13 protein-coding genes are annotated in these 16,755 nt (G+C 74.1%); 2 read left to right on the top strand and 11 right to left on the bottom strand.

What is annotated here, in order from left to right; translation table 11 throughout:
• Positions 1 to 67 precede the first annotated feature (67 nt).
• Positions 68 to 1,648, top strand: a complete 1,581-nt coding sequence (locus ACHZ99_RS24610) for a purple acid phosphatase family protein (RefSeq protein ID WP_420306915.1) — start codon at positions 68 to 70, stop codon at positions 1,646 to 1,648.
• 29 nt (positions 1,649 to 1,677) lie between these two features.
• Here ACHZ99_RS24610 and ACHZ99_RS24605 read toward each other — a convergent pair whose 3' ends face one another.
• From ACHZ99_RS24605 to ACHZ99_RS24585, 5 genes are all read right to left on the bottom strand, one after another.
• A complete protein-coding gene (locus tag ACHZ99_RS24605) occupies positions 1,678 to 1,824 on the bottom strand; it encodes a hypothetical protein (protein ID WP_420306914.1) in 147 nt (48 codons plus the stop codon).
• A 216-nt stretch (positions 1,825 to 2,040) separates the two neighbouring features.
• Positions 2,041 to 2,751 (bottom strand): HAD family hydrolase, encoded by a 711-nt coding sequence (locus tag ACHZ99_RS24600; protein WP_420306913.1) that lies wholly within the window; start codon positions 2,749 to 2,751, stop codon positions 2,041 to 2,043.
• Between the two features lie 37 nt (positions 2,752 to 2,788).
• Positions 2,789 to 4,372: an FMN-binding glutamate synthase family protein gene (locus ACHZ99_RS24595; protein ID WP_420306912.1), complete on the bottom strand. Its 1,584-nt coding sequence runs from the start codon at positions 4,370 to 4,372 to the stop codon at positions 2,789 to 2,791.
• A 92-nt stretch (positions 4,373 to 4,464) separates the two neighbouring features.
• Complete coding sequence (gene pruA, locus ACHZ99_RS24590) at positions 4,465 to 6,096, bottom strand: L-glutamate gamma-semialdehyde dehydrogenase (protein ID WP_420306911.1); 1,632 nt, start codon at positions 6,094 to 6,096, stop codon at positions 4,465 to 4,467.
• Between the two features lie 61 nt (positions 6,097 to 6,157).
• Positions 6,158 to 7,084: a proline dehydrogenase family protein gene (locus ACHZ99_RS24585; RefSeq protein WP_420306910.1), complete on the bottom strand. Its 927-nt coding sequence runs from the start codon at positions 7,082 to 7,084 to the stop codon at positions 6,158 to 6,160.
• A gap of 130 nt (positions 7,085 to 7,214) precedes the next feature.
• On the opposite strand from ACHZ99_RS24585, the gene ACHZ99_RS24580 reads away from it, so the two are divergent.
• The gene (locus ACHZ99_RS24580; protein ID WP_420306909.1) at positions 7,215 to 8,561 is read left to right on the top strand and encodes a PucR family transcriptional regulator; all 1,347 of its coding nucleotides are present in this window, start codon (positions 7,215 to 7,217) and stop codon (positions 8,559 to 8,561) included.
• Between the two features lie 107 nt (positions 8,562 to 8,668).
• Here the strand turns inward: ACHZ99_RS24580 and ACHZ99_RS24575 are convergent, their stop codons facing one another.
• The 6 genes from ACHZ99_RS24575 to ACHZ99_RS24550 form a co-directional block, all read right to left on the bottom strand.
• On the bottom strand, positions 8,669 to 10,201 hold the full coding sequence (locus ACHZ99_RS24575; protein ID WP_420306908.1) for an MFS transporter: 1,533 nt from the start codon (positions 10,199 to 10,201) through the stop codon (positions 8,669 to 8,671).
• Between the two features lie 65 nt (positions 10,202 to 10,266).
• Positions 10,267 to 10,923: a TetR/AcrR family transcriptional regulator gene (locus ACHZ99_RS24570; protein WP_420306907.1), complete on the bottom strand. Its 657-nt coding sequence runs from the start codon at positions 10,921 to 10,923 to the stop codon at positions 10,267 to 10,269.
• 221 nt (positions 10,924 to 11,144) lie between these two features.
• Entirely contained in the window at positions 11,145 to 12,767 is a 1,623-nt protein-coding gene (gene serA / locus ACHZ99_RS24565; RefSeq protein ID WP_420306906.1) for a phosphoglycerate dehydrogenase, read from the bottom strand.
• 214 nt (positions 12,768 to 12,981) lie between these two features.
• Entirely contained in the window at positions 12,982 to 13,980 is a 999-nt protein-coding gene (gene ilvC, locus ACHZ99_RS24560) for a ketol-acid reductoisomerase (protein WP_420306905.1), read from the bottom strand.
• Positions 13,981 to 14,139: 159 nt separating this feature from the next.
• Complete coding sequence (gene ilvN, locus ACHZ99_RS24555) at positions 14,140 to 14,664, bottom strand: acetolactate synthase small subunit (RefSeq protein ID WP_420306904.1); 525 nt, start codon at positions 14,662 to 14,664, stop codon at positions 14,140 to 14,142.
• Between the two features lie 31 nt (positions 14,665 to 14,695).
• Positions 14,696 to 16,639 (bottom strand): acetolactate synthase large subunit, encoded by a 1,944-nt coding sequence (locus tag ACHZ99_RS24550; protein ID WP_420306903.1) that lies wholly within the window; start codon positions 16,637 to 16,639, stop codon positions 14,696 to 14,698.
• Positions 16,640 to 16,755: the final 116 nt, after the last annotated feature.

Below are 16,755 nucleotides of genomic sequence, written 5' to 3'. Positions count from 1 at the left end.
GGGCGTTCACCACGCCGACGGCCGCGGTTGGCCGGTGGGCCGGGCGCGGCGGGGAATGCTCGGGGACATGGACACCCCCGGCTTCGGCATCCCCCCGCGGCTCGCCCGCACGATGAGCATGGCCGAGCAGCACGAGTACCTGCGCGCCCGGTACTCGCGCCGGCGCGTCGTCGCCGGCGCGGGCGGGCTGGCCGGCGGGCTGCTGCTCGCCGGGTGCGACGGCGGCGGGGACGGGGACGGCGGCGGGGGGCCGGGGCGTACGGACGACCCCTCGGCGGACGGCGTCACGCCCGCGCCCACCGGGGCGCCGGCGGCGTTCGGCCGGCATCTGGCGTTCGGCGCCGACCCGCGCACGCAGCTGCGCGTCGGCTGGCAGCTCCCGCTGCCGGTGCGCCGCCCGTACGTGCGCTTCGGCACCCGCCGCGACGGCCTCGGCGAGCGCGTCGACGCCGAGATCCGGCCGCTGAAGACCCCGGCGCTGCACGGCCTTCCCGCCGTGGAGCAGCACTACGTGCACGCCGCGCTCGACGGCCTGGAGCCCGGCACGGCGTACGTCTACGGCCTCGGCCACGACGAGTTCGACCCCGCCGCCTCACCGGGGGCGGCGGCGCACCTGGCGGAGTTCCGCACGGCACCCGCCCGGCCGGAGCGCTTCGTCTTCACCGCCTTCGGCGACCAGGGCCTCGGCCGCGCCGCCCGCGCGGTCACCCGGCGCCTCGCCGCCCTGCCCGGCGGCCCCCCGGCCTTCCACCTGCACGCCGGCGACATCTGCTACGCCGAGGACTCCGGGCTCGGCCTGCCGACCGGCCGCTACGACGCCCGGGTGTGGGACCGCTTCCTGCGGCAGATCGACCCGGTGGCCTCCCGGATCCCGTGGATGCCGGCGATGGGCAATCACGACATGGAGGCGTGGTACTCCCCCGACGGCTACGGCTGCCAGCGGGCGCGCTGGACGCTGCCGGACAACGGGTTCGACCGGCGCGGGACGCCGGGCGCGTACTCCTTCGTCTACGGCAACGTGGCTGTCGTGGCGCTGGACGCCAACGACGTGTCGTACGAGATCCCCGCCAACCTCGGCTACAGCGACGGCGCCCAGGCGCGCTGGCTGAACCGCCGGCTCGGGGAGCTGCGCAGGGAGCCCGGCGTCGACTTCGTCGTGGTCTTCTTCCACCACTGCGCGTACTCCACCAGCACCCACGCCTCGGACGGCGGGGTGCGGGACCACTTCACGCCGCTGTTCGACACCCACCGCGTCGACCTGGTGATCAACGGCCACAACCACGTCTACGAGCGCACCGACGCGCTGCGCGCCGGGGCGCTGACCCGGCCGCTGCCGGTCGGCGGCGCGGTGGACACCGAGCGGCACGGCGCGGTCTACGTGACCGCGGGCGGCGGCGGGCGCAAGCTGTACGACTTCGGCGCGCCGGACAGCTACGAGGGGCGGCGCCGCGACCGGGACGTGGTGGACACGTTCCGCTGGACGCGGTCGGGCGGGCGGGCGCCGGAGGGCGTCGAGTGGTCCCGGGTGCGCTACACGGGCCACTCGTTCCTCGCGGTGGAGTCCCGGCCGGGACCCGCACCCGTGCTCCGGGCGGCGGCGTACGCCGACGACGGCACCCGGATCGACCACTTCGAGCTGAGCCGCTGAGCGGCTCAGTGGCTCAGTGGCTCACTGGCTCAGTGGCCGGTCGAGCCGCCGTTGTCGCGGCGGTCGAAGGCGCGCTGGAGCGCGGCGGCGGCGTTCTTGCGGGCGACCGCGGAGTCCTGGCTCTGCCCGGTGCGGGCGGAGTGGCGGGCGCGGCGGACCGTGGTGGTGGCAGCCATGGGGCAGCTCCTCGGGGGGTGCCGGAGGTACGTGGGGACGCCGCTGGGGCGGGAGCGGCGCCGCAGGGGTGACCTGCCTGGGAGACGCCATGCCTCGACCACCGTCGCTGTTCCGCGAGCGTTCGGCTCCTACAAAAGTAGGACGTCAAAGCGTCGTTGTCCCGCGGAATACTCGGTCTTCCTACTATCTGAGACGGCACCGCCGCCGACCTGCGGTTACTGTGCGGAGTCCAGGGCTCCGAGGAGCGCTCCGAGCTGCCCCGGCGACGTGATGCGGCGCACACCCGCGGGGGCGCGCGGGGGGTCGGCGCCCCCGCGGTCCAGCCAGACCCCCGTCAGCCCCGCCGCGTCCGCGGCCGCCGCGTCGGTGTCCGGCCGGTCGCCGACGTAGGCGACGCGCTCCGGCGGCAGCCCGAGCGCGGCGCAGGCGGCGTGGAAGGCGCCGGGGGCGGGCTTGGCGATGCCCAGCTCCTCGGAGCACACCAGCGCCTCGAAGCGGTCGTGGAGGCCAATGGCGCGGAGCTTGTCCTCCTGGTGCGGGGTGCTGTTGTTGGACAGCAGGCCGTGGCGCCGGCGCGGGGTGAGGCCGTCGAGCGCCGGTACGACGTCGGGGAAGACCCGCCAGTGCCGCCGGTACGCGGCCAGGTAGCCGGCCATCCAGGCGTCGGCCTCGGCGTCGGTCAGCGGCCGGCCCGCCAGCACCCGGGCGCGCTCGCGGCGCTGGGCCAGGAAGGTGAACTCGCCGGCGAGGTAGCGGTCCACGTACTCCTCGGAGACCGCGTGCCAGTGCGCGGCGGCCGCGTCCGGGGAGGCGTACCGGCCCAGCAGCCCGCGGGCGGTCAGATACTCCAGGGCGGCGCGCCGCTCGGCGCCCGAGTGGTCGAAGATCGTGTCGTCGATGTCCCAGACAACGGCGAGAATCCGCATGTCACGACGGTAGCGCGGCCCCGGGGGGAAGGGGCGGTCAGACGGTGAAGCGGTCCGGGTCGGCCGCCGCCCAGTCCGCGGCCCAGTCCGGCGGCGGCGTGGCCGTCAGCTGCCCCGGCGCGGGCGGCGGGAGGGGCCGGTCCCCGGGGCGGTCGGCGCGGGGGTCGACGTACGTGCGCAGCTGGTGCGGCTGGAGCCGGGCGGGGTCGGACACGCCCATCGCCGACATGATCTCCAGCGCGCTCTGCACGGTGGCCCGCTGGAACCGCTCGACGCGCAGCGTCTTGTCGGCCACGTCGAGCGCCCGCACCCGGCGCGGGTCCTGCGTGGTGACGCCGACGGGGCAGGTGTTGGCGTGGCAGCGCTGGGTCTGCAGACAGCCGAGGGCGAACATCATCGCGCGGGCCGAGTTCGTGTAGTCCGCGCCCTCCACGAGCCGTCGGACGATGTCGGCGCCGGTGGCGACCTTGCCCGCGGCGCCGATCCGGACGCGGTCCCGCAGCCCGGTGCCGACCAGCGCGCCGTGCACGGCCGCGAGGCCCTGGGTGAGCGGGGCGCCGACGTTGTCGGCGAACCCGAGCGGGGCCGCCCCCGTACCGCCCTCCGAGCCGTCGACCAGGATGAAGTCGGGCGCGGTGCCCTCCGCCAGCATCGCCTTGCAGACCGCGAGGAACTGCACCCGCGAGCCCACGCACAGCTTGATCCCGGCCGGCTTGCCGCCCGCCAGCTCCCGCATCCGGGCGACGAACCGCACCAGCTCCCGCGGCGTGGAGAACACCCGGTGGTACGGCGGCGAGACCACCGTCTCGCCCTCCGGCACGCCGCGCGCCCGGGCGATCCGGGCGTCGACCTTCGCGCCCGGCAGCAGCCCGCCGATGCCCGGCTTGGCGCCCTGGGAGAGCTTCAGCGACACGCACTTGACCCGGTCGTCGGCGGCCTTGTCGGCGAACTGCCGGGCGTCGAAGCCGCCGTCGTCGGTACGGCAGCCGAAGTAGCCGGTGCCGATCTCCCACACCAGGTCGCCGCCGGGCCCGAGGTGGAACTCGGAGATGCCGCCCTCGCCGGTGTCGTGCGCGAAGCCGCCGCGCGCGGCGCCGCCGTTGAGCGCGAGGATGGCGTGGGACGACAGCGCGCCGAAGCTCATCGCGGAGACGTTCAGCAGCGCCATGTCGTACGGCCTGGTGCACTCGGGGCCGCCGACGCGGACCCGCGGCGGGGTGTCGGGCTTCGGCACCGGGGCCATGGAGTGCACCAGGAACGGGTAGCCGGGGGCCGTCACGTCGCGCTCCGTGCCGAAGGGCTCCTCGGCGGCGGTGCCCTTGGCGCGCGCGTAGACGATGCTGCGCACGTCGCGGTCGAAGGGGCGGCCGTCGAAGTTCCGCTCGATGAAGTACTGCTGGAGCTCCGGGCGGACCTTCTCCAGCAGGAAGCGCAGGTGGCCGAGGAGCGGGTAGTTCCGCAGCACCGAGTGGCGGCGCTGGAGCAGGTCCCAGCCGCCGAGCGCGGTGAGCGCCAGCAGCACGCCCGCGGCCGGCCACCACCAGGGCGAGACCAGGGCCGCGGCGAGGGTGCACCCGGTGGCGGCCGCCACGACGGCGGCGAGGACGCTCATCCTTTTCATACGCCCTCCATACGACCACAGCCGCGGCCCGCGCGCACGGGGCCGCCCCCGGCCGACGGGGGAGGCGACCGGGGGCGGCGTTCGGGTGGGCGTCAGCCCATGTGGGGGTAGCGGTAGTCCGTCGGGGCGTCCATCGTCTCCTTGATGGCCCGCGGCGAGGACCAGCGCAGCAGGTTGAACTTCGAGCCCGCCTTGTCGTTGGTGCCCGACGCGCGGGCGCCGCCGAAGGGCTGCTGGCCGACGATCGAGCCGGTGGGCCGGTCGTTGACGTAGAAGTTGCCGGCCGCGAAGCGCAGCCTGCGGGTCGCGTCGGCGATGACCGCGCGGTCCTGCGCGAGGACCGCCCCGGTCAGGGCGTAGGCGGCGACGGACTCCATCTGGTCCAGCATCGCGTCATAGGTGCCGTCCTCGTACACGTGCACGGCGATGATCGGCCCGAAGTACTCCTCGGTGAAGACCTCGTTCTCCGGGTCGGAGCAGACGATGACGGTCGGCCGGACGAAGTACCCGACGGAGTCGTCGTACGTGCCGCCCGCGACGATCTCGCACGCCGGGTCGGCCTTGGCGCGCTCGATCGCGGCCTTGTTCTTGGCGAACGCCCGGTCGTCGATGACGGCGCCGAGGAAGTTCCCCAGATCCGTGACGTCGCCCACGGCCAGGCCCTCGGTCTCGGTGACCAGCGCGTCCTTCAGGCCCCCGTCCCACAGCGAGCGCGGGACGTACGCGCGGGAGGCGGCCGAGCACTTCTGGCCCTGGTACTCGAAGGCGCCGCGGGTGATCGCGGTCTTCAGCTTCGCCGGGTCCGCGGTCGGGTGGGCGACGATGAAGTCCTTGCCGCCGGTCTCGCCGACGATCCGCGGGTACGCCTTGTAGCCGGGCAGGTTCCGGCCGACCTCGCCCCACAGGTGCTGGAACGTGCGGGTGGAGCCGGTGAAGTGGATGCCGGCCAGGTCCGGGTGCGGCAGCGCAACCTCGGAGACGTCCTTGCCGTCGCCGGTGACGAGGTTGATGACGCCGGGCGGCATCCCGGCCTCCTCCAGCAGCCGCATGAGCAGCACGGCGGCGTGCGTCTGGGTCGGCGAGGGCTTCCAGACGACGACGTTGCCCATGAGGGCGGGCGCGGTCGGCAGGTTGCCGGCGATCGCGGTGAAGTTGAAGGGCGTGATCGCGTAGACGAAGCCCTCCAGCGGGCGGTGGTCGAGCCGGTTCCACACGCCGTGCGGCTGGACCGGCGGCTGCTCGTCCATGATCTGCCGGGCGAAGTGGACGTTGAAGCGCCAGAAGTCGACCAGCTCGCAGGGCGCGTCGATCTCCGCCTGCTGGGCGGTCTTCGACTGGCCGAGCATGGTGGAGGCGGCGATCGTCTCGCGCCAGGGGCCGGCCAGCAGGTCGGCGGCCTTGAGGAGGATCGCGGCCCGGTCGTCGAAGGACAGCGCGCGCCAGCCGGGGGCGGCGGCCAGGGCGGCGTCGATCGCGTCCTGCGCGTCGGCGCGGGTGGCGGTGCCGTACGTGCCGAGGACGGCCTTGTGCTTGTGCGGCTGCACGACGTCGACGCGCGCGCCGCCGCCCATGCGGCGCACGCCGCCGATGGTCATCGGCAGCTCCATGGGGTTCTCGGCCAGCTCCTTGAGCTTGGCCTCCAGCCGCGCGCGCTCCGGGGTGCCGGGGGCGTAGGTGTGCACCGGCTCGTTGTACGGGGCGGGGACCTGGGTCACAGCGTCCATGGTTGCCGTTCTCCTTCGAGGTGCGGAGTCTTTCGGGGGCTCACGGGGGCTCGCGGGGTCGTCAGCGCCGGCCGGCCAGCGCGCGCAGGAAGAAGGCCGTGTTCGCCGGGCGCTCGGCGAGCCTGCGCATGAAGTAGCCGTACCAGTCGGTGCCGTAGGGGGTGTAGACGCGCATCCGGTGGCCCTCGGCCACCAGCCGGTGCTGCTCCTGCGGGCGGATGCCGTAGAGCATCTGGAACTCGTACTCGTCGGGCTTGCGGCCGTGCCGGCGGGCCAGCTCCTGGGTGATGGCGATCATCCGGGGGTCGTGCGTGCCGATCATGGGGTAGCCGCGGCCGGTCATGAGGATCTTCAGGCAGCGGACGTACGCCCGGTCCACCTCCAGCCGGTCCTGGAAGGCGACGACGGCCGGCTCCTTGTACGCGCCCTTCACCAGCCGCACCCGGGAGCCCTCGCCGGCGAGGTCGTGGCAGTCCTCCTCGGTGCGGAAGAGGTACGACTGGAGCACCGCGCCGGTCTGCGGGAAGCGCTCGCGCAGGGCGCGCAGGACGGCGAGGGTGGAGTCGACGGTGGTGTGGTCCTCCATGTCGAGGGTGACCGTGGTACCGGCCTCGGCCGCGGCTTCGACCACCGGGGTGACGTGGGCGAGCGCGAGGTCGTGGCCGCCGGGCAGGGCCTGGCCGAAGGCGGAGAGCTTCACCGACATCTCGGCGCGGGCGCCGAGGCCCTCGTCCCGGAGCGCCTCGGTGAGCCGGAGGTACGCGTCCCGGGCGCGCAGCGCCTCGCGGGGGTCGGTGACGTCCTCGCCGAGGCGGTCCAGGGTGACGTCGAGGCCGCGGCGGGCCAGGTCGCGGACGGCGGCGACGGCGTCGGCCAGCTCCTCGCCGGCGACGAAGCGGGCGACGACCTGGCGGCTGACCGGCGCGGCCGAGACGGCGCGACGGATTCCGTCGCTGCGCGCGGCGGCGAGAAGCACGGGACCCAGCACGGGGCACCTCCACGGTCGGGTCGCGGGTAACACCTCCGTGAAATCTAAGGATCGCTCCGATCCTGGGCCATCGACAGCTGTCACGCATCCGCGCACCCATCCTCATACAGATGTATGAGAGGCTGCGGTCATGCGCGGCGACTACCAGCGGCTGGTGGACGAGGTCTCGGCGGCGCTCGGCGCCCCCGCCACCCTGGAGGACCGGGACTTCGTGCTGATCGCCTTCGGCGTCCACGACACCGGCGACGGCTCGTCGCGCGGCGTCTCCTCGCTCATGGACCCGGTGCGCACGAAGTCCATCCTGCACCGGCGCTCGACGGCGGCGGTGCGGGCGTGGTTCGAGGCGTACGGGATCGCCCGCGCGACCGGCCCGCTGCGGATCCCGCCGGACCCCTCCGCGGGGGTGCTCACCGGGCGGATCTGCCTGCCGGCGCGGCACGACGGGGTGGTACGGGGGTACGTCTGGCTGCTCGACGACGGGCACCTCGCCGACGTCGAGCTGGGCGGGCCGGGCCGGGCACCGGACCCGCGGATCGCGCAGGCCATGCGGACGGCGGCGCGCATCGGGGCGCTGCTGGCGGCGGAGACGCGGGCGGGCGCGGCGGCCGGAACGCTGCTGTACGAGGTGCTGGCCGGGCCGGCGGCGGGGCGGGACGCGGCGCTGGCGGAGCTGCGGGACACGCTGCCCGGCGGCGCGGCGGGGCCGGTGGCGGCGGTGGCGGTGCTGCCGTGGCGGCCGGCGGACCCGGCGGCGCCGGGCCCGGGGCTGCCGCGGACGGCGGCGACGGCGGTGCTGGCGGTGCCGGGCGCCGGCGGCGGGCGCGGCGGCGCGGGACCGGCCGGCGGGGCGGCGGCGCCGGTGCGGGCGCTGGCGGCGCTGGTGCTGCTGCCGTCCCCGGGCGCGGTGGAGCCGGCGGTGACGGCGGCGGAGCAGCTGCTGCACGCCGCGGCGGGCAGGGCCCCCGGAGCGGCACGGAGCGGCGCCCCGCCCACCGCGCCGGGCGAGGCACCGGCGGAGGTACGGCGCGGGGTGCCCGGCGGGGCGCGTACCGGCTCCGGCGAGGGCGCGCCGGACACCGTCGCCGGGGTCGGCGACGGGCGGGCGGACCTCGCCGGGCTGCCCGGCGCCTGGCGCGAGGCGCTGGCCGCCGCCCGGGCGGCGCGGGCCGCGCCGCATCTCGGGCCGGTGGCGCGGTGGCCGGGCATCGGCCCGTACCGGCTGCTCACCGCCCTGCCCGGCGGCGCCGACCCGGCGGTCGCGCGGCTGCTGGAGCCGGCCCACGCCGAACTGGCCCGCACCGCCGAGGTCTACCTCGACCACGCCGGCCAGGCCGCCCGCACCGCCGCCGCGCTCGGCATCCACCGGCAGACGCTCTACTACCGGCTGTCCCGGGTCGAGGAGCTGACCGGCCTCGACCTCGCCGCGGGCGAGGACCGGCTGCTGCTCCACCTGGCCCTGAAGTCCGCCCGCCTCTGACCGCCGCGGGCGCGCCGGGGTGTCACGGGCCGCCGCACCCTCCCGCAGCGCCCGGGACCCGGCCCGCCGCGGGGGTGCGGCGGGCCGGGTCCCGGGGTACGGGCCGTTCAGCCCAGGTGCGCCGCCGGGGCGTGCGCGCCGGCGCCCACCTGGGAGCGGTCGGGGCGGGGGGTGTTCATGAGCACCGCGACGACGGCGGCCGCGGCGAGCATGATCACGGCGGCCACCGCGTACGCGGAGGCGAAGCCCTCGACCAGGCCGGCCTTGACGACGTCCGGGACGGGGCCGCCCGCGGCCCGGCGCTCTTCGAGCGCGCCGGCGTCCGGGACGCGGTCGGTGAGGTAGTCGGCGGTGGTGCTGGTGGCGATGGTGTTGAGCAGGGCGGTGCCGATCGAGCCGCCGATCTGCTGGGAGGTGTTGACGGTGGCGGAGGCGATGCCCGCCTCCGCCTCGCGCACGCCGTGGGTGGCGTAGTTGATCGCGGGGGCCATCACCAGGCCCATCCCGAAGCCCGTGATCAGTTCGGCGGGCAGGATCCCGGCGGCGTACGAGGTGTCGGCCTCCAGCGTGGCGAGCCAGCCGGTGCCGGCGGCGGCGAACAGCAGCCCGGGCACGACCAGCGCCCGCGGCGGCACCCGGGGCAGCAGCCTGGTGGCCACGCCGCCGGCGCCGGCCAGCACGCCGGCGGTCAGCGGCAGGAAGCCGACCCCGGTCTTCAGGGCGGAGTAGCCCATGACGACCTGCATGGAGTACGTGAGGAACAGGAACATCGCGAACATCCCGACCGTGGCCAGCGCGATGCTCAGGAACGCGCTGCCGCGGGCGCGGCTGACGACCACGCGCAGGGGCAGCAGCGGCGCGGCGGCGTTGCGCTCGTGCAGGACGAAGCCGGTCAGCAGGGCGACGCCGAGGAAGAGCAGGCCCAGCACCAGCGCCGAGTCCCAGCCCTCGGATTCGGCCTCGCTGCACCCGTAGACGACCGCGACCAGGCCGGTGACGGCGAGGATCGCGCCGGGCACGTCGATCTTCGGACGGGGGCCGGTGCGGGTGTCGGCGGGCAGGAACCACCAGCCGGCCGCGGCCAGGACCGCGATGGGCACGTTCACGTACAGGCACCAGCGCCAGTCCAGGTACTCGGTCAGCGCGCCGCCGGTGACCAGGCCGATGGCGCCGCCGCCGGCGGCGATCGCGCCGAAGACGCCGAACGCGCGGGCGCGTTCGCGCTGCTCGGTGAAGCTGGTGGTCAGCAGCGACAGGGCGGCCGGCGCCAGCAGCGCGGCGAACGCGCCCTGGGCGGCGCGGGCGCCGAGGAGGGTGCCGAAGCCGGGGGCGGCGCCGCCGGCCGCGGAGGCGGCGGCGAAGCCGATCAGCCCGGTGAGGAAGGCGCGGCGGCGGCCGGTGTAGTCGGCGATGCGGCCGCCGAGGAGGAGCAGGCCGCCGAAGGCCAGGGTGTAGGCGGTGATCACCCACTGCCGGTCGCCGTCGGAGATGCCCAGGTCCGCCTGGGCGGACGGCAGCGCGATGTTCACGATCGTGACGTCGAGAACGATCATCAGCTGGGCCAGCCCGATGAAGGCCAGCGCGAGCCAGCGCCGCGGGTTGGCCGCCGCGGCCGTCTCGTGGGTTTTTGTAGTGTCCATGTCACTACCTTTCTCGTGCGTGCGTACGGATGGGGGGACCGGGTGCCCTCCGGGCGGTGCGGGCGCTAGCGGGACTCCCCGCCGACGATGCGGTCGGTGGCCTGCACGAAGCGCTCCGCGGTGACGGCCGGGCCGGGCAGCGCGGCCCCGCGGGCGCGGGCGGCCGCCGGGCGCAGCCCGTCGAGGTAGACCTCCAGATGGCGGTGCGCGAGCGCCTGGTCCTCGGGCAGCCCGCCGCCGGGCAGCAGCAGCGTCAGCCGCATGATCATGAACGGGACGTCGCCGAAGACGACGTCCTCGCGGAGCTGGCCGGCCCGCTGCGCCCGTACGATCAGCTCCTGCACCGCGTGCATGGTCGCCGCGCGCAGCTCCGCCAGCTCCTTGTCGATCCGGATCCGGCCGGAGAGCGCGGGCAGCACCGCGCCGATGCGCAGCCTGAGCGCCGCGTGGGCGAAGCGGCGCAGCGCCTCGAACGGCTCCTCGTCCCGCGCCGGCGCCTCCCGGGCGACGGCGCCCAGCTCGGTGAGCGTGGCTGCGGCGACGCCGCGGATCAGCGCCTCGCGGCTGGCGAAGTTGCGGTAGAGCGTGGCGATGCCGACGCCGGCCCGGCGGGCGACCTCCTCCAGCGGGGTGTCGGGGCCCTGCCCCACGAAGATCTCGCCGGCCGCGCGCAGGATCAGCTCACGGTTCCGCCGGGCGTCCGCTCGCATCCGGGTCCGCATGACCACTCCTCAACCGAAGGGAAAATCTCCACTTACTCGCACCGTAGGAGGGAACCGGAGAGATTTCATCCATCTGCGGGGAAGTGAGAGGGGACCGCGCGAAAGTCCTCCGCATCCCGGCGCCGGGCCGGCGGGAGGACACGCGAACGGGCCCGGACCGGCGGCATCGCTGCCGCCCGCCCGGGCCCGGGTGCCCGCGGGGCCGGAGCCCCGGGGGTCCGCTACTCGGTGAGGTTCACCGCGCGCGCCGAGGCCGCGCCGATCTCCCCCGCGATCTCCTGCACGACCGCCGCCGGGATCGTGTCGTCCACCGTCAGCGCGACCAGCGCCTCGCCGCCGGCCTTGGCCCGCGACACCTGCATCCCGGCGATGTTGATGCCCGCCTCGCCCAGGATCCGGCCCATGGTGCCGACGACGCCGGGGCGGTCGCCGTAGCTGAAGAACGCCATGTGGTCGGCGAGCGCCAGGTCCACGTCGTGCTCGCCGACGGCGACGACCTTCTGCTGGTGCTTCGGCCCGGAGAGGGTGCCGGAGACCGACACCTCCTCGCCGCCGGCGAGCGTGCCGCGCACCGTCACCAGGTTGCGGTGGGCGTTCGACTCCGAGCTGGTGGTCAGCCGCACCTCGACGCCCCGCTCCTGCGCGAACAGCGGCGCGTTCACGTAGCTCACGGTCTCCGCGACGATGTCCTCGAAGACGCCCTTGAGCGCGGACAGCTCCAGCACCTTCACGTCGTGCTGGGTGATCTCGCCGCACACCTCCACGTCGAGGCGGACCGCGACCTCGCCGGCGAGCGCCGTGAAGATCCGGCCCAGCTTCTCGGCCAGCGGCAGCCCCGGGCGCACGTCCTCGGCGATGACGCCGCCCTGGACGTTGACCGCGTCCGGCACCAGCTCGCCGGCGAGCGCCAGGCGCACCGAGCGGGCCACCGAGATGCCCGCCTTCTCCTGCGCCTCGCCGGTGGAGGCGCCGAGGTGCGGGGTGGCGACGACGCTGTCGAACTGGAACAGCGGCGAGTCCGTGCAGGGCTCGGTGGCGTAGACGTCGAGGCCCGCGCCCGCGACCCGGCCCTCCTTCAGGGCGGCGGTCAGCGCCTGCTCGTCGACGATGCCGCCGCGGGCGGCGTTGACGATGCGCACGGACGGCTTGACCTTCTGCAGCGCCTCGTCCCCGATGAGGCCCAGGGTCTCCGGGGTCTTCGGCAGGTGCACGGTGATGAAGTCGGAGGTCTCCAGCAGCTCGTCGAGCGAGACGAGCTTGACGCCCATCTGCGCGGCGCGCGCGGCCTGCACGTACGGGTCGTACGCCACGACGCTCATCCCGAACGCCGCCATGCGCTGCGCGACGAGCACGCCGATCCGGCCGAGGCCGACGACGCCGAGGACCTTCTCGTTCAGCTCGACGCCGGTGTACTTCGAGCGCTTCCACTCGCCGGCCTTCAGCGCGGCGTTGGCCTGCGGGATGTTGCGGGCGCTGGCGATGATCAGGCCGCACGCCAGCTCGGCCGCGGTGACGATGTTGGAGGTCGGCGCGTTGACGACCATCACGCCGGCCTTGGTGGCGGCGGGCACGTCGACGTTGTCGAGGCCGACGCCGGCGCGGGCGACGACCTTCAGCCGCCGGGCGGCGGCGACGGCCTCGGCGTCGACCTTGGTGGCGCTGCGGATCAGGATCGCGTCCACGTCGGCGATGGCCGCGAGCAGCTCGGCCCGGTCGGCGCCGTTGCAGTGGCGGATGTCGAAGTCGGGACCGAGGGCGTCGACGGTGGCCGGCGAGAGCTCCTCGGCGATCAGTACGGCCGGCTTCCCGGGGGCGGTGGCGCCGGATGCTGGGGCAGTGCTCACGTGGTCCTCACTGGATTCCTGTGCGGGACGGCCGTCCCGACGGCCGCAGGTGGAGGGGTGCAGCGCCGGTCCGCCGGACAGACGCGTGCTGCCGCGTTTGAAGGACACACGACGCTGTGAGCCTGACGCGCGATGTACGAAGAGTGTAGTGGCGCGGGGCGGCGGCCGGGCGCCACTGCGCCCCGCCGCCGCCCGTTCGAGGGACGCCGTCCGCTCAGTCCTTGTCGTCGACCCAGCTCATGAGCTTCCGCAGCTCCTTGCCGGTGGTCTCGACGAGGTGGTCGCCGTCCTGCTTCTTGTACTCGTTGTAGCGCGGGAGGCCGTTGTGGTACTCGGCCATCCACTCCTTGGCGAACGAGCCGTCCTGGATCTCGCCGAGGATCTTCTTCATCTCGGCCTTGGTGCCGTCGTTGATGATCCGCGGGCCGGAGACGTAGTCGCCCCACTCGGCGGTCTCGGAGACCGACCAGCGCATCTTCGACAGGCCGCCCTCGTACATGAGGTCCACGATGAGCTTCAGCTCGTGCAGGCACTCGAAGTACGCGATCTCCGGCTGGTAGCCGGCCTCGACCAGCGTCTCGAAGCCCGCCTTCACCAGCGCGGCGGTGCCGCCGCAGAGCACGGCCTGCTCGCCGAAGAGGTCGGTCTCGGCCTCCTCGGTGAAGGTCGTCTTGATGACGCCGGCGCGGGTGCCGCCGATGGCCTTCGCGTACGACAGCGCCAGCGCGAACCCCTTGCCGCTGGCGTCCTGCTCGACGGCCGCGATGCACGGGACGCCGCGGCCCTCCTCGAACTGGCGGCGGACCAGGTGGCCCGGCCCCTTCGGGGCGACCATGCAGACGTCCACGTGGGCGGGCGGCTTGACGAACCCGTAGCGGATGTTGAGGCCGTGGCCGAAGAACAGCGCGTCGCCGTCCTTGAGGTTGTCCTTCACGGACTCCTCGTAGACCTGGCCCTGCACCGGGTCCGGCACCAGCATCATGATCACGTCCGCCTCGGCGGCGGCCTCGGCGGGGGTGACGACGCGCAGGCCCTGCTCCTCGGCCTTCACCCGCGACGTGGAGCCCTCGTGCAGCCCGACGCGGACGTCCACGCCGGAGTCGCGCAGCGACAGCGCGTGGGCGTGGCCCTGGCTGCCGTAGCCGAGGACCGCGACCTTGCGGCCCTGGATGATGGACAGGTCGGCGTCGTCGTCGTAGAACAGCTCGGCCACGGAAGTCTCTCCTAGAGGTTTGAGGTTGTGCGGGTTGTGCGGGTTCTGCGGGATTTCCGGGGATCTGGGGGGGGACCCCCGGAGATCCTCCCTCACGGCAACTGCACGGTTGGCGCCGGGGCGCGGAGCACGGCGGCACCCCGCGGCCCGGCCCGGAGGCTACGCCGTGCGGTCGAGGGCGCGCAGCGAGCGGTCCGTGATGGAGCGGGCGCCGCGGCCGATGGCGATCGTGCCGGACTGGACCAGTTCCTTGATCCCGTACGGCTCCAGCATCTTCAGCATCGCCTCCAGCTTCTCGCCGCTGCCGGTGGCCTCGATCGTGACGGCGTCCGGCGAGACGTCCACGGTCTTGGCGCGGAACAGCTGGACGATCTCGACGACCTGGGAGCGGGTCTCGTTGTCGGCGCGGACCTTCACCAGAACGAGTTCGCGCTGCACCGCCGAGCCGGGCTCCAGCTCGACGATCTTCAGCACGTTGACGAGCTTGTTGAGCTGCTTGGTGACCTGCTCCAGCGGCTGGTCCTCGACGTTCACCACGATCGTCATCCGGGAGATGTCCGGGTGCTCGGTGGTGCCGACGGCGAGCGAGTCGATGTTGAAGCCGCGGCGGAAGAACATCGCGGAGATCCTGGCCAGGATGCCCGGCTTGTTCTCCACCAGGACCGAGAGCGTGTGCTTGGACATGTCTTCGTCTCTTCTCTTCGCTTCCCGGGCCTCAGTCGTCCGCGCCGTCGCCGAAGTCCGGGCGGACGTCGCGCGCGGCCATGATCTCGTCGTTGGAGGTGCCGGCCGCGACCATCGGCCAGACCATCGCGTCCTGGTGGACGATGAAGTCCACGACGACGGGGCGGTCGTTGATGGCGTTGGCCTTCTCGATGACGGCGTCGAGCTGCTCGGGATCGTCGCAGCGGATGCCGACGCAGCCCATGGCCTCGGCCAGCTTGACGAAGTCCGGGCAGCGGGTGCCGGCGGCCTGGCGGGCCCGCTCCTCGGCGCCGGCGTCGTCGTCGGCGGCGCCGTTCCCGTTGCCGTCGCCGTTTCCGTTTCCGCCGGGGCCGGAGTGCAGCACGGTGTTGGAGTAGCGGCGGTTGTAGAAGAGGGTCTGCCACTGGCGGACCATGCCCAGCGCGCCGTTGTTGATGATCGCGACCTTGACCGGGATGCCGTTCAGCGCGCAGGTGACCAGCTCCTGGTTGGTCATCTGGAAGCAGCCGTCGCCGTCGATGGCCCAGACCGTCGCGTCCGGCGCGCCGGCCTTGGCGCCCATGGCGGCCGGGACGGCGTAGCCCATGGTCCCGGCGCCGCCGGAGTTGAGCCAGGTGCGGGGCTTGTCGTAGTCGATGAAGTGGGCGGCCCACATCTGGTGCTGGCCGACGCCGGCGACGTAGACCGTGTTCTCCGGGGCCAGCTCGCCGATGCGCTGGATCACCTGCTGCGGCGACAGCGTGCCGTCGGTGGGCAGGTCGTAGCCGAGCGGGTACGTCTCGCGCCAGCGGTTCAGCTGCTGCCACCACTCCGCGTACCGCGCCGTGCCGGCCGGGCCGCCCTGGTCCTGCTCGCCCTGCACCGCGACGATCAGGTCGGCGATGACCTCGCGGGCGTCGCCGACGATCGGCACGTCCGCCTCGCGGTTCTTGCCGATCTCCGCGGGGTCGATGTCGGCGTGGACGATCTTGGCGTGCGGCGCGAACGTGTCGAGCCTCCCGGTCACCCGGTCGTCGAACCGGGCGCCGAGCGCCACGATCAGGTCGGCCTTCTGCAGCGAGGTGACGGCGGCCACCGTGCCGTGCATGCCGGGCATGCCCAGGTGCTGCGGGTGGGTGTCGGGGAAGGCGCCGAGGCCCATCAGGGTGGTGACGACCGGGGCGCCGGTCAGCTCCGCGAGCACCTTCAGCTCGGCGGTGGCGCGGGCCTTGTGCACGCCGCCGCCGACGTAGAGCACCGGGCGGCGGGCGGCGCCGACCAGCCGGGCGGCCTCGCGGATCTGCTTGGCGTGCGGCTTGGTCACCGGACGGTAGCCGGGCAGCTCGTGGCGCGGCGGCCAGCTGAAGACCGTACGGGCCTGGAGCGTGTCCTTCGCGATGTCGACCAGCACCGGACCCGGGCGGCCGGTCGAGGCGATGTGGAACGCCTCGGAGATCACCCGCGGGATGTCCGCGGGGTCCGTGACCAGGAAGTTGTGCTTCGTGATCGGCATGGTGATGCCGCAGATGTCCGCCTCCTGGAAGGCGTCCGTGCCGATCGACTTGACGACCACCTGGCCGGTGATCGCCACCAGCGGGACGGAGTCCATGTGGGCGTCGGCGATGGGCGTGACCAGGTTGGTCGCGCCCGGCCCCGAGGTGGCCATGCAGACGCCCACCTTGCCGGTGGCCTGCGCGTACCCGGTGGCGGCGTGCCCCGCGCCCTGCTCGTGGCGGACGAGGACGTGCCGGACCTTGGTGGAGTCCATCAGCGGGTCGTACGCGGGCAGGATGGTCCCGCCCGGAATGCCGAATACCGTGTCCGCACCCACGGCCTCAAGGGCGTGGATGAGGGACTGCGCGCCCGTCACGGTCCTGTCTGCCGGTGTGTGCCCCGGGACGCGGGGGTTTCCCCCGCTACGGGCCCGCGGCGGCTGCGGGTGGGGCTCACTTCGCGGGGGAGCCTGCTCGGTCATCGGTTTCTCTTCTCGTCTTCGAGTGGTGCGAGGGTTCGGGTGGAGAACGGGTTCGAGCAACAAAAAACCCCCCGTGCCGGATGGCAAGCGAGGGGAGCGCGTCGGCGCGGTCCGGA

Origin of the sequence: Streptomyces sp. MAR4 CNX-425 (genome assembly GCF_048656465.1) — a bacterium.
GTDB lineage: Bacteria > Actinomycetota > Actinomycetes > Streptomycetales > Streptomycetaceae > Streptomyces.
This window is presented reverse-complemented; position numbering and strand designations above follow the sequence as displayed.